Source organism: Lelliottia sp. AC1 (genome assembly GCF_023278595.1).
Taxonomy (GTDB): domain Bacteria; phylum Pseudomonadota; class Gammaproteobacteria; order Enterobacterales; family Enterobacteriaceae; genus Enterobacter; species Enterobacter nimipressuralis.
On the sequence record NZ_CP025699.1, the window covers coordinates 3472049 to 3484995 of the forward strand.

8 protein-coding genes are annotated in these 12947 nt (G+C 56.7%); 1 reads left to right on the forward strand and 7 read right to left on the reverse strand.

Annotation, left to right across the window (positions count from 1 at the left end; translation table 11 throughout):
- Nucleotides 1-59 precede the first annotated feature (59 nt).
- The 3 genes from mazG to rlmD all read right to left on the reverse strand — a co-directional run bounded on the left by mazG (nt 60) and on the right by rlmD (nt 4503).
- A complete protein-coding gene (gene mazG / locus C0560_RS16495) occupies nt 60-851 on the reverse strand; it encodes a nucleoside triphosphate pyrophosphohydrolase (RefSeq protein ID WP_123428666.1) in 792 nt (263 codons plus the stop codon).
- Between the two features lie 69 nt (nt 852-920).
- Nucleotides 921-3152 carry a GTP diphosphokinase gene (gene relA / locus C0560_RS16500; RefSeq protein ID WP_102104651.1) on the reverse strand — a complete coding sequence of 744 codons (2232 nt, stop codon included), beginning with the start codon at nt 3150-3152 and terminating at the stop codon, nt 921-923.
- A gap of 52 nt (nt 3153-3204) precedes the next feature.
- On the reverse strand, nt 3205-4503 hold the full coding sequence (rlmD, locus tag C0560_RS16505; protein ID WP_248859082.1) for a 23S rRNA (uracil(1939)-C(5))-methyltransferase RlmD: 1299 nt from the start codon (nt 4501-4503) through the stop codon (nt 3205-3207).
- A 57-nt stretch (nt 4504-4560) separates the two neighbouring features.
- Between rlmD and barA the strand changes: the two genes are divergently transcribed.
- Complete coding sequence (gene barA / locus C0560_RS16510) at nt 4561-7320, forward strand: two-component sensor histidine kinase BarA (RefSeq protein ID WP_248859083.1); 2760 nt, start codon at nt 4561-4563, stop codon at nt 7318-7320.
- 57 nt (nt 7321-7377) lie between these two features.
- On the opposite strand, the gene C0560_RS16515 is transcribed toward barA, so the two are convergent.
- From C0560_RS16515 to gudP, 4 genes are all read right to left on the reverse strand, one after another.
- Complete coding sequence (locus tag C0560_RS16515) at nt 7378-8517, reverse strand: glycerate kinase (protein WP_248859084.1); 1140 nt, start codon at nt 8515-8517, stop codon at nt 7378-7380.
- Nucleotides 8518-8605: 88 nt separating this feature from the next.
- The gene (gene gudD, locus C0560_RS16520; RefSeq protein ID WP_100779113.1) at nt 8606-9943 is read right to left on the reverse strand and encodes a glucarate dehydratase; all 1338 of its coding nucleotides are present in this window, start codon (nt 9941-9943) and stop codon (nt 8606-8608) included.
- Between the two features lie 16 nt (nt 9944-9959).
- The gene (locus C0560_RS16525) at nt 9960-11300 is read right to left on the reverse strand and encodes a glucarate dehydratase family protein (protein WP_248860296.1); all 1341 of its coding nucleotides are present in this window, start codon (nt 11298-11300) and stop codon (nt 9960-9962) included.
- Nucleotides 11300-12655, reverse strand: coding sequence for a galactarate/glucarate/glycerate transporter GudP (gene gudP, locus C0560_RS16530; RefSeq protein WP_102104656.1), 1356 nt, complete (start codon nt 12653-12655; stop codon nt 11300-11302). The genes C0560_RS16525 and gudP overlap by 1 nt, the downstream gene beginning before the upstream one ends.
- Nucleotides 12656-12947: the final 292 nt, after the last annotated feature.

Consider the following 12947-nt stretch of genomic DNA (forward strand, 5'->3'; position numbering starts at 1 on the left):
CAAATCAAGCGCTTGTCATTTAAAAAATCACACAAATTGCGCTTGATCGCAAAAATCCGTTAGAGATCATGTTCCTGGCGTTTTACTTCCTGCCACACCTCTTCCATCAAATCGAGGTCCACGCCGGTCATTTCCAGGCCTCGTGCCGCAACAATCCGCTCGACTTCGCGGAAGCGACGTTCGAATTTGAGGTTGGCTTTTTGCAGCGCGGTTTCGGCTTTGACGCCCAAATGGCGCGAGAGGTTGACCGTGGCAAACAGCAGATCGCCCATCTCCTCTTCCAGGCGAGCTTCATCCACCACCGCCTGCTTAGCTTCATCCATCACTTCGTCGATCTCTTCGTACACTTTGTCGAGCACCGGGCCAAGAGAGGTCCAGTCAAAACCCACGGCGGAGCAACGCTTCTGAATTTTATGCGCACGCATCAGGGACGGCAGACTTAAGGGGATATCGTCCAGCGCGGAATGTTGTGCTTTTTCAGCGCGTTCAGCGCTTTTGATCTGCTCCCAGCGAACCAGCACTTCTTCACTGTTGCCAGCGGTCGCGTCGCCAAAAATATGCGGGTGGCGACGTTCGAGTTTGTCGCTGATGGCGGCACAGATATCATTAAAATCGAAGCGCCCCTCTTCCTGCGCCATCTGCGCATAAAACACCACCTGGAAAAGGAGATCACCCAGTTCACCGCGCAGATCGTCAAAATCTTCGCGCGAGATAGCGTCCAGCACTTCGTAGGTTTCTTCGAGGGTGTAAGGGGCGATGGTGGCGAAGGTCTGCTCTTTATCCCACGGACAGCCGTTTTCCGGGTCACGCAGACGTTTCATAATGCCGAGCAGGCGGTCGAGTTGGTTCATTTTTACATCCATGATAAGTAAAGATAGCCGGGTAACAGCAAAGCGTTACCCGGCCAACAAAGAGTAAATTTACCCGCCATGCAGACGTCGAGCGTCAATCACATCTGGCACCTGATTCAGCTTGCCAAGCACGCGGCCCAGCACCTGCAGGTTGTAGATTTCGATAGTCATATCGATAGTCGCAAGCTGCTCGCGGGTATCGCTGCGGCTGGCGACGCCAAGGACATTAACCTTTTCGTTGGCGAGGATGGTGGTGATATCGCGCAGCAAACCGCTGCGATCGTTGGCGGTGACACGCACCACCAGCGAGTAGCCCGCGGAATAGCTTTCGCCCCACACCGCATCCACAATACGTTCTGGTGCGTGAGACTGCAGTTCTGCCAGCTGTTCGCAGTCGGAGCGGTGAATGGAGATTCCGCGCCCTTGGGTGATAAAGCCCACGATATCATCGCCAGGTATTGGCTGGCAGCAGCGAGCGATGTGGTGCATCAGATTGCCGACGCCCTCCACTACCACGCGGCCATTGTCTTTGCTGCGATGCTGCGGAGTATAGGTTTTCTGCTGAAGCTGTTTCAGTGCCGCCGCATCCTGCTCCTCCGCGCTCGGTTTGTTAAACTGAGACTGCAGGAAGTTCACCATCTGGTTGAGGCGAATATCGCCTCCGCCAATGGCTGCCAGCAGCTCATCAAGCTCATTGAAGTTGTAGCGCGGCAGCAGGTGTTTTTCCGCCTCTTTGATGCTGATACCTAAATGCTCAAGCTCATCATCGAGGATCTGGCGGCCCGCGAGGATATTCTTGTCGCGGTCCTGTTTACGGAACCACGCGTGAATTTTGGAGCGTCCACGGCTGGTGGTGACATACCCCAGGTTCGGGTTCAGCCAGTCGCGGCTCGGGTTTGGCTGTTTCTGGGTGATGATTTCAATCTGATCGCCCATCTGCAGCTGATAGGTAAAGGGCACGATGCGCCCGCCGATCTTCGCGCCGATGCAGCGATGCCCCACGTCGCTGTGGATGTGGTAGGCAAAATCGAGAGGAGTAGACCCGGCAGGCAGATCGACAACGTCGCCTTTTGGCGTAAAGACGTAGACCCGATCGTCGAAGACCTGGCTGCGCACTTCGTCGAGCATTTCGCCAGAGTCGGCCATCTCTTCCTGCCACGCAATCAGCTTACGCAGCCACGCAATGCGGTCTTCATGGCCGGTACGCGTTCCGCTGGATGGGCCTTCTTTGTATTTCCAGTGCGCCGCGACGCCCAGCTCGGCGTCTTCGTGCATCTGTTTGGTACGAATCTGAATCTCGACCGTTTTCCCGCCCGGCCCAAGCACTACCGTATGAATCGACTGGTAACCGTTCGGTTTAGGGTTCGCCACGTAGTCGTCGAACTCATCCGGTAGATGGCGGAAGTGAGTATGCACTATCCCCAGCGCGGCGTAGCAGTCCTGCAGGCGATCGGCAACGATGCGCACTGCACGCACGTCGAACAACTCGTCAAAAGCGAGATGTTTTTTCTGCATTTTGCGCCAGATGCTATAGATGTGCTTCGGACGACCATAGACCTCCGCCCGCACGTTCTCTTCTTTCATCGACTGGCGCAATCCGCCCACGAACTCGTCGATATAGTGTTCACGATCGATACGGCGTTCGTGCAGCAGTTTGGCAATACGTTTGTATTCTGCCGGGTGCAGGTAACGGAAGCAGTAATCCTCAAGCTCCCATTTCAGCTGGCCGATACCTAAGCGGTTCGCGAGGGGCGCGTAGATATTGGTACACTCTTTCGCTGCCAGCACGCGTTCATCTTCCGGCGCGTCTTTTACTTCACGCAGGTGCGCGATGCGCTCGGCAAGCTTAATCACCACGCAGCGGAAATCATCCACCATCGCGAGCAGCATGCGACGGACGTTATCTACCTGTTCCGAGGAGACGGAATCTGTCTGGGCGGCTTTCAGCTGTCGGATGGCGGCCATATCGCGCACGCCGTGGATAAGCGCCACAACCGGTTTACCGACGCTGTCACGCAGCACGTCTTCGCTCACCACTTCGGCATCTGCCAGCGGGAAGAGCAGCGCGGCCTGCAGCGTTTCGAGATCCATGTTGAGCATGGAGAGGATTTCAACCATCTCGATGCCGCGCCACAACAGCAGTTCGGCATCGGCATGTCCCTGCGTTGTGCGCAGACAATAGGCCCAGGTTTCGGTTAAGCGTTCACACGACTGCTGGCTGGAAATCCCCAGACTTGCGATCCATTTTTGTGGGTCAAACTCACCAGCTTTATTGAGATGTGCACTTCTTACCGCAACCATCGTCCTCTCCTTTAGGGACAAGGGCCTGTCGAATTCGACAAGCCGAAATTCGTTAGTTCTGCTCGAACAACACCATTGATTCCAGATGCCCAGTGTGCGGGAACATGTCCAGCATTGCCAGACGCTGAATCTGGTAACCCGCGCCCAATAAAGCCTCGCTGTCGCGGGCGAGCGTGGCCGGGTTACAGGAAACATAGACCACGCGTTTTGGCGCGAGTTTAATTATATGCTGCATTACGCCAGGCGCACCGGCGCGAGCCGGATCGAGCAGGATTTTATCGAAACCGTGCTTTGCCCACGGCTGCCGGGTGACATCTTCTTCCAGATTTTCATGAAAAAATGTCACATTGTGCAACGCGTTGCGCTGCGCATTTTCCTGCCCTTTTGCCACCAGCGCCTCGACGCCTTCTACGCCGACAACGCTGGCCGCCCGTTTTGCAAGCGGTAGGGTGAAATTCCCCATCCCGCAAAACAGATCCAGTACCCGGTCACCGGGCTGAACATCCAGCCACGCGATTGCGGTGGTGACCATCTGCTGATTTACGCCGTCGTTTACCTGAATGAAGTCGCGCGGACTGAACGTTAAGCGTAGCCCGTCCGACAGATACCAGGGAGCTTCACCTGTAACTTGCTCAAGTATCTCGCTTTGTGGCGCAAGAAAAAGCGTCAGCTCGTGAGAATGCGAAAAGCGTTCCAGTTTTTCGCGGTCTTTGGCAGAAAGTGGCGCCGTGTGACGCAGCACCATCAGCGGGCCGTTATCGGCCAGTACCAGTTCCACATGCCCCAGCGAACGCACGCCCTGTAGATCAGACAGGCAGTTGCGCAGGTCCGGGAGCAATGCTTCAAGACGGGGCACCAAAACGGGGCATTGATTCACGTCGACAATGTCACTGGCGCTGCTCTTGCGAAAACCCATCTCCAGCTTTTGCGTTTTTGGCTGGTAATTCAGGCTCAGACGAGCGCGACGGCGGTAGCCCCAAGGCTCGCCGGCGATGATGTCGTTCACCTCATGCTTGATAAGCCGTGCCAGGGCGGTGCTTTTGCTGCGCTGTTGCAGGGCAACGCTGGCATGCTGCTGCTGACAGCCGCCGCACACGCCATAATGCGGGCAGCGTGGCGCTGTGCGTTCCGCGCAATCATTAAGGCGACGCTTCACTTTGCCGCGAGCAAACTTGTTCTTGTCTTCCGTCAGGGTGACTTCGGCACGCTCAGTGGGTAATAATCCGGGGATAAATACCGTCTTACCATTATGACGCGCAACGCCCTGGCCGAAGGGGTCAAGGTCGGTGACATCAACAGTTATGATCTGACGCGTCGTCACGCGTCGCTTTGCAGAGTAGAATTGCGCCATTGCCGAGAATTTTCTCAAATAAACATAATGACTCTAATTGTCCCATAACGGAACTCCATGACCAACTACAGCCTGCGCGCGCGCATGATGATTTTGATCCTCGCCCCGACCGTTTTAATCGGTTTGCTGCTGAGCATCTTCTTCGTTGTGCACCGTTACAATGACTTGCAGCGTCAACTGGAAGATGCGGGAGCCAGCATCATCGAACCGTTGGCCGTCTCCAGCGAATACGGCATGAACCTGCAAAACCGTGATTCCCTCGGCCAGTTAATCAGCGTTTTGCATCGTCGGCATTCAGAAATCGTGCGCGCCATTTCGGTCTATGACGAGAATAACCGGCTGTTTGTCACGTCGAATTTTCATCTCGACCCCGGCGAGCTTAAAATCCCCGACGGTACACCTTTCCCGCGCCATCTGAGCGTGGTGCGACGCGGCGACATCATGATCCTGCGTACGCCCATTATCTCGGAAAGCTATTCACCTGATGAATCGGCCATATCAGATGCCAAGGCCAGTAATAATATACTGGGATATGTGGCACTGGAGTTGGATCTCAAGTCAGTGCGCCTGCAACAGTACAAAGAAATTTTCATCTCCAGCGTCATGATGCTGTTCTGTATCGGTATTGCGCTGATTTTCGGCTGGCGATTGATGCGTGACGTCACCAGCCCGATTCGCAATATGGTGAACACCGTCGACCGTATCCGTCGCGGGCAGCTCGATAGCCGCGTTGAAGGGTTTATGCTCGGCGAGCTGGATATGCTCAAAAACGGCATCAACTCGATGGCAATGTCGCTGGCGGCTTATCACGAAGAGATGCAACACAACGTCGACCAGGCAACCTCCGATCTGCGCGAAACCTTAGAGCAGATGGAGATCCAGAACGTCGAGCTGGATCTGGCGAAGAAACGCGCCCAGGAAGCGGCGCGTATCAAATCGGAGTTCCTGGCGAATATGTCCCACGAGCTGCGTACGCCGCTGAACGGGGTGATTGGCTTTACCCGCCTGACGCTCAAATCGGAGCTTAATCCTACTCAGCGCGATCACCTGCACACCATCGAGCGTTCCGCCAATAACCTGCTGGCGATCATTAACGACGTACTCGACTTCTCCAAGCTTGAGGCAGGCAAGCTCATCCTCGAAAGTATTCCCTTCCCGCTGCGCAGTACGCTGGATGAGGTGGTCACTCTTTTGGCCCACTCTTCCCATGACAAAGGCCTTGAGCTAACGCTGAACATCAAAAACGACGTGCCGGATAACGTCATCGGCGATCCTCTGCGCCTGCAGCAGGTGATCACTAACCTGGTGGGCAACGCGATCAAATTTACCGAGAGCGGCAACATCGATGTGCTGGTTGAGCGCCGGGCGATAAGCAATAACAAAGTGCAGATCGAGGTGCAGATACGCGATACGGGCATTGGTATTCCCGAGCGCGATCAGTCGCGGCTGTTCCAGGCGTTCCGGCAGGCTGATGCCAGCATCTCGCGTCGCCACGGCGGGACAGGTCTGGGGCTGGTGATCACCCAGAAACTGGTGAAAGAGATGGGCGGCGATATCTCCTTCCACAGCCAGCCGAATCGCGGCTCGACCTTCTGGTTCCATATTAATCTCGATCTGAACCCGAACGTGGTGACGGACGGACCGATGACGGATTGCCTGCGCGGCAAGCGTCTGGCCTATATCGAACCCAACGCCGCAGCCGCGCAGAGCACGTTGGATGTGCTCAGCACCACGCCGCTGGAGGTGATTTACAGCCCGACATTCTCGGCGCTGGCAGTCGACCATTACGATATTCTGCTGATGGGCATTCCCGTGACGTTCACCGGTGAGCTGACCATGCAGCAGGAGCGGCTGGCGAAGGCCGCATCGATGACCGATTACCTGCTCCTGGCTTTGCCGTGCCACGCGCAGCTTAACGCGGAAGAGCTGAAAAATGACGGTGCCGCCGCCTGTCTGTTAAAGCCCCTTACCGCCACGCGCCTGCTGCCTGCGCTGACGGAATACTGCCGCATTAATCATCAGGCGATCCCTGTCTCGAGTGACGATCACAAGCTGCCCATGAGCGTGATGGCGGTGGATGACAATCCGGCTAACCTGAAACTCATCGGCGTATTGCTGGAGGATCAGGTACATCACGTTGAGCTGTGCACCAGCGGCCCGCAGGCGGTTGAACAGGCCAAACAGATGCAGTTCGATCTGATCCTGATGGATATTCAGATGCCGGGCATGGACGGCATCCGCGCCTGTGAGCTGATTCGCCAGTTGCCGCATCAACAGCAGACGCCGGTGATCGCGGTAACCGCTCACGCCATGGCCGGGCAAAAAGAGAAACTGCTCAGTGCCGGGATGAATGATTATCTGGCTAAACCGATCGATGAAGAGAAGCTGCACAGCCTGCTGCTGCGCTATAAACCGGGCTTCGCGACCGGAGTGTCTTTAGCAACGCCAGAACCGGCAGAGTTCAGCGTAAACCCGAACGCCACGCTCGACTGGCAGCTGGCGCTGCGTCAGGCGGCCGGGAAACCCGATCTGGCACGCGAAATGCTGCAAATGCTGGTCGCGTTCCTGCCGGAAATCCGTAACAAAGTGGAAGAACAGCTGGTCGGGGAACACCCGGACGATCTCCTCGAAGCGATCCATAAACTGCACGGTAGCTGCAGCTACAGCGGGGTTCCGCGTCTGAAAAGCCTTTGTCATTTGCTGGAACAGCAGCTGCGCTCGGGCACAACGGAATCTGAGCTGGAGCCGGAGTTTCTCGAGTTGCTGGATGAGATGGATAATGTGACGCGGGAAGCGAGGAAAGTATTAGGGGGGTAGTTTTCTTATTTAGCCCATCTGCCCGGCCCTCTCCGTGTGAGAGAGGGCCAGGAAAAACTACGCGCTCATGCCAATTTTCAACACTGCAGCAATATTCCGCGCTGCCATCCGCACATTCTCTTCTGCATTTTTCAGCGCCTCTTCCAGCGTACAGACGGTGTAAATCACGCTGAATACCGCGTCGATACCGTGCTCATGTACCACGCCGACATCCGCCGTCAGGCTGCCCGCAATTCCGATAACCGGCTTGTTGTAACGTTTGGCGACTTTCGCCACGCCGACGGGAACTTTGCCATGGATCGTCTGGCTGTCGATGCGTCCTTCGCCGGTGATCACCAGGTCTGCATCGGCGACGTGGTTATCCAGATGCAGCGCATCGGTGACAATCTCAATGCCCTGACGCAATTCTGCGCCGCAAAACGCATACAGCGCTGCGCCCATTCCGCCAGCTGCCCCGCCACCTTCCAGATTGAGGACGTCGATATCCAGGTCGCGGGAGATTATTTTCGCGTAATGGGCCAGAGAATCATCGAGCCGGGCGATCATCTCCGGCGTCGCCCCTTTTTGCGGGCCAAACACCGCCGATGCCCCTTCTTTGCCCGTCAGGGGATTGGTTACGTCGCAGGCCACTTCAATGCGACAGTTAGCCAGGCGGGTATCCAGCTCGCTGATATCAATCCGCGCAAGTTTCTCCAGCTCGCCGCCGCCCATGCCAATAGGATTATCTTCGGCATCCAGCAGCTTCGCACCGAGTGCCTGCACCATTCCGGCTCCGCCGTCGTTGGTGGCGCTGCCGCCGATGCCGATGATGATGTGTTTAACGCCTGCATCAAGGGCGTGGCGAATCAGTTCGCCTGTCCCCCATGAAGTGGTTTTTAACGGATTGCGTAAGGAAGGCGCCACCATCTCCAGGCCGCTCGCCGCCGCCATTTCAATGAATGCGCTCTGCTCGTCGCCGGATAAGCCGTAGAACCCTTCCGCGTTTTCGCCTAAGGGGCCCGTGACCCGCACCTTGATAATACCGCCCTGTGTGGCTGCGACCATCGCCTCCACCGTCCCTTCGCCGCCGTCGGCAACGGGCAGTTTGACGTAGTGCGCGTCGGGGAAAATCTCGCGAAATCCCTGCTCGATTGCCGTCGCCACTTCAAGAGCACTCAAACTCTCCTTGTACGAGTCCGGTGCGATTACTATTTTCATAAGCCATCCTTATGCCTGTTGACTGGATTGAGCATACACCCGCGCTGAAAACAAAAATGCCGACTCCCGCAGGAACCGGCATTCACACTTAGCGCACCATGCACGGTCGCTTGTTGTTAAACGTCCAGTCCGGGATGAGATACTGCATCGCCATCGCGTCGTCGCGCGCGCCCAGGCCATGCTTCTGATACAGTTCGTGCGCTTTCATCAGTTGATCCATATCCAGCTCTACGCCCAGACCCGGCGTGGTCGGCACTTGCACCATTCCGCCTTTGATTTCGAACGGCTGTTTGGTCAGGCGCTGATTGCCCTCCTGCCAGATCCAGTGAGTATCAATCGCCGTAATGTTGCCTGGCGCGGCGGCGGCCACATGGGTGAACATCGCCAGTGAAATATCAAAGTGGTTGTTGGAGTGCGAGCCCCAGGTCAGCCCGAACTCATGGCACATCTGCGCCACGCGCACGGAGCCTTGCATTGTCCAGAAGTGCGGGTCCGCCAGTGGAATATCAACCGACTGCAGCGACAGCGTATGGCCCATCTGACGCCAGTCGGTGGCGATCATATTGGTCGCCGTTGGCAGCCCGGTGGCGCGACGGAACTCGGCCATCACCTCACGTCCGGAGAAGCCCTGCTCCGCACCGCACGGATCTTCTGCATACGCCAGTACGCCTTTCAGCTGTTTGCCGATGCCGATCGCTTCATTAAGCGACCAGGCCCCGTTCGGATCCAGCGTTACGCGCGCCTGTGGGAAGCGTTTCGCCAGCGCGACAATCGACTCGGCCTCTTCTTCGCCCGCCAGCACACCGCCTTTCAGTTTGAAATCGTTAAAGCCGTATTTCTCGTAAGCGGCTTCCGCAAGGCGTACCACCGCATCTGGCGTCATGGCTTCATCGTGACGAAGGCGATACCAGTCGCATTTTTCGTCCGGCTGGCTCTGGTACGCCAAAGGCGTGAGTTTGCGATCGCCGACGAAGAACAGATAGCCGAGCATCTCGACTTCACTGCGCTGCTGACCTTCCCCCAGCAGCGACGCCACGTTAACCCCTAAATGCTGCCCCAGCAGATCCAGCATCGCGGCTTCGATCCCCGTCACCACGTGAATGGTAGTACGCAGATCGAAGGTTTGCAGCCCACGTCCGCCCGCATCACGATCAGCAAAAGTAGCGCGCACGGCGTTTAAAACATTTTTGTACTCGCCCAGGGTTTTGCCCACCACCAGCGGGATCGCCTCTTCCAGGGTTTTGCGGATTTTCTCGCCGCCAGGAATTTCACCCACGCCCGTGTGGCCGGAGTTATCTTTGATAATCACAATGTTGCGGGTAAAGAACGGAGCATGGGCGCCGCTCAGGTTCATCAGCATGCTGTCGTGGCCCGCGACGGGAACAATCTGCATGGCAGTGACGACAGGAGTAGAGAAAGTGGTCATGGTGCAATCCTTTTAATTAGTGACGACCAAACGCCGGGCGTTTGCGGTCAAATGTCCAGCCGGGAACGAGATACTGCATTGGGCCTGCGTCGTTGCGCGCGCCACATGGCAGCGTCTTGTACAGCGCGTGGGCCTTGTGGATCTGATCCCAGTCCAGCTCCACGCCCAGCCCCGGCGCATCCGGGACGGCAATCTTGCCGTCTTTTATCTCCAGCGGATTTTTGGTCAGGCGCGCGTCGCCCTCCTGCCAGATCCAGTGCGTATCGATAGCCGTTGGTGTGCCGGGAGCCGCGGCCCCCACATGCGTAAACATCGCCAGTGAGATATCGAAATGGTTATTCGAGTGACAGCCCCAGGTCAGGCCCCAGTCGTCGCACAGCTGCGCGACACGCACCGCGCCGGAGAGCGTCCAAAAGTGCGGGTCTGCCAGCGGAATGTCCACGGAATTGAGCATCACCGCGTGGCCCATTTCGCGCCAGTTCGTGGCGATCATATTGGTTGCCACCGGCAGCCCTGTCGCGCGGCGAAATTCCGCCATCACTTCGCGACCGGAGAAACCCTGCTCGGCCCCGCACGGATCTTCCGCGTAAGTGAGCACGTCGTTAAGCCCTTTGCAGAGCGAAATCGCCTCGTCCAGTCGCCAGGCACCGTTAGGGTCAACGGTGATTCGCGCATCCGGGAAACGCTTTTTCAGGGCTCGGGCGCTGTCGATCTCCTGCTCGCCAGGCAGGACGCCGCCCTTGAGTTTGAAATCCTTAAAGCCGTAGCGATCCTGTGCCGCCTCGGCTAAGCGAACCACCGCCTCGCTGGTGAGCGCTTCCTGATGACGCAGGTGATACCAGTCATGATTGCCCGGCGTGCTGGAGAGATAGGGCAGATCGGTTTTCTTGCGATCGCCCACGTAGAACAGATACCCGAGCACAGTGACGGCATCACGCTGTTTGCCCGGCCCCAGCAGTTCGCACACCGGCACGTTCAGCGCTTTACCGAGCAGATCGAGTAGCGCCGCTTCGAGCGCAGCCACTGCATTCACCCGCAGCTCGAACGTCCAGGCCCCTTTGCCGAAGGTATCAAAATCGGCGGCCTGATTGCCTTTGTGTACCTGCTGCACCACCTTGTTCAGACGCGCGATCTGCTGGCCGACAACCATCGGAACGGCGTCCAGCAGAGTCTGGAGAATCACCTCACCGCCAGGCGCTTCACCGACGCCAGTATTCCCGGCGTTATCCGTGAGCACCACAATATTGCGCGTAAAGTACGCGTTATGGGCACCCCCGATGTTGAGCAGCATGCTGTCGTAACCGGCCACCGGAATGACCTGCATGTCGGTAATGACTGGACTTGACTGTGTATTCATCATGCACGCCCCGCGACCGGTTTCAGCTCAACGCGTTTGATGTCGCCCACCAGCACCAGATAGCTGAGAACCGCCACCAGCGCGTGGACACCCACGTAAATCAGTGCGCCATTGAAGGAGCCGGTGGTCCCAACGATGTAGCCGATGGCGATAGGGGTAACGATGCCGGAAATGTTACCGAACATATTGAACAGACCGCCACTCAGGCCGCTGATCTCTTTCGGCGCGGTATCTGCCATCACCGCCCAGCCCAGCGCACCAATCCCTTTGCCAAAGAAGGCCATCGCCATAAAGCCAATAATCATCCATTCGGCACTCACATAGTTGCAGAACACCATCGTCATGGAGAGCAGCATGCCCAGTACGATCGGGGTTTTACGCGCGATATTCAGCGAACCGGTGCGGCGCATCAGCCAGTCGGAGATCACCCCGCCCAGCACGCCACCGATAAAGCCGCACACCGCCGGAACCGAGGCCACAAAGCCCGCTTTCAGAATCGACATTCCGCGCGCCTGCACCAGATAGACCGGGAACCAGGTGATGAAAAAGTAGGTTAAGGCGTTAATGCAGTATTGCCCAAGGTAGATGCCAATCATCATCCGTGAGCCAATCAGCTGTTTGATCTGGCCCCACTTCTGGCTGAACGGCACTTTGGCCTTGTCGTTTTTCTGATCCATGTTGATCAGCGCACCACCTTCAGCGATGTACTCCAGCTCTTTCTTGTTCACGCCCGGATGTTGATTCGGTTCGTGGATCACTTTTAGCCAGACAAAGCTGATGATGATCCCCAGTCCGCCCATAAAGAAGAAGACGTGTGACCAGCCCACTTCGTGGGTCAGCCAGCCCATAATCGGCGCGAAAATGACCGTCGCGAAATACTGGGCGGAGTTAAAAATCGCCACCGCCGTGCCCCTCTCCTGCGCCGGGAACCAGGCCGCGACGATGCGGCTGTTGCCAGGGAAGGAGGGCGCTTCTGCCAGCCCGACCAGGAAACGTAAGGTAAAGAGGGCAACGATAATGCCGAAGCCGCTGAAAATATCGACGAAACCCTGCAGCAGGGTAAACATCGACCAGATAAAGATGGACCAGAAGTAAACGCGTTTGGAACCGAAGCGGTCAAGCAGCCAGCCGCCGGGGATTTGGCCAATCACATAGGCCCAAGAAAATGCGGAGAAGACATATCCCATGCCGACCGGATCAAGCCCGATGTCTTTTGCCATTTCAGAGCCGGCAATCGACAGCGTGGCGCGGTCGCCATAGTTGAAGGACGTGACGATAAACAGCATCACCACTATCCAGTAGCGAGCATTGGTGCGCTTCTCAGCGCTACTCGCCGCTTGGCTTAATGTACTCATTGTTGCACTCCTGAATCTTGGCTTGCGCCAGGTTCATTCTGTACGACATAACCTGTAGGGTAATCAGAATGAGAGGTTAGTGTTTTGCAGTTTTGGTACGGCATTTCTGGTACGGATCAGAGCCGTTTTATGGTTTCTAACTGCTTTTTTTGGTAACTGACGGGAAAAGTATATGTAAGAGGAGGCAGCAGCCTCACCGTGCATCAACACAACATTGGCGCACGAGTTGGAGGTTGTTTGTGGCAAAAGCCCAGGGGAGTGGAAGATGGTTCACGAAAATGGGGAAGAATGT

Bases quoted from the DNA above. Each gene is read 5' to 3' on its own strand.
- relA (WP_102104651.1), bottom strand. From the start codon at position 3,152: ATGGTTGCGGTAAGAAGTGCACATCTCAATAAAGCTGGTGAGTTTGAC.
- C0560_RS16515 (WP_248859084.1), bottom strand. From the start codon at position 8,517: ATGAAAATAGTAATCGCACCGGACTCGTACAAGGAGAGTTTGAGTGCT.
- mazG (WP_123428666.1), bottom strand. From the start codon at position 851: ATGAACCAACTCGACCGCCTGCTCGGCATTATGAAACGTCTGCGTGAC.
- gudD (WP_100779113.1), bottom strand. From the start codon at position 9,943: ATGACCACTTTCTCTACTCCTGTCGTCACTGCCATGCAGATTGTTCCC.
- rlmD (WP_248859082.1), bottom strand. From the start codon at position 4,503: ATGGCGCAATTCTACTCTGCAAAGCGACGCGTGACGACGCGTCAGATC.
- C0560_RS16525 (WP_248860296.1), bottom strand. From the start codon at position 11,300: ATGAATACACAGTCAAGTCCAGTCATTACCGACATGCAGGTCATTCCG.
- gudP (WP_102104656.1), bottom strand. From the start codon at position 12,655: ATGAGTACATTAAGCCAAGCGGCGAGTAGCGCTGAGAAGCGCACCAAT.
- barA (WP_248859083.1), top strand. From the start codon at position 4,561: ATGACCAACTACAGCCTGCGCGCGCGCATGATGATTTTGATCCTCGCC.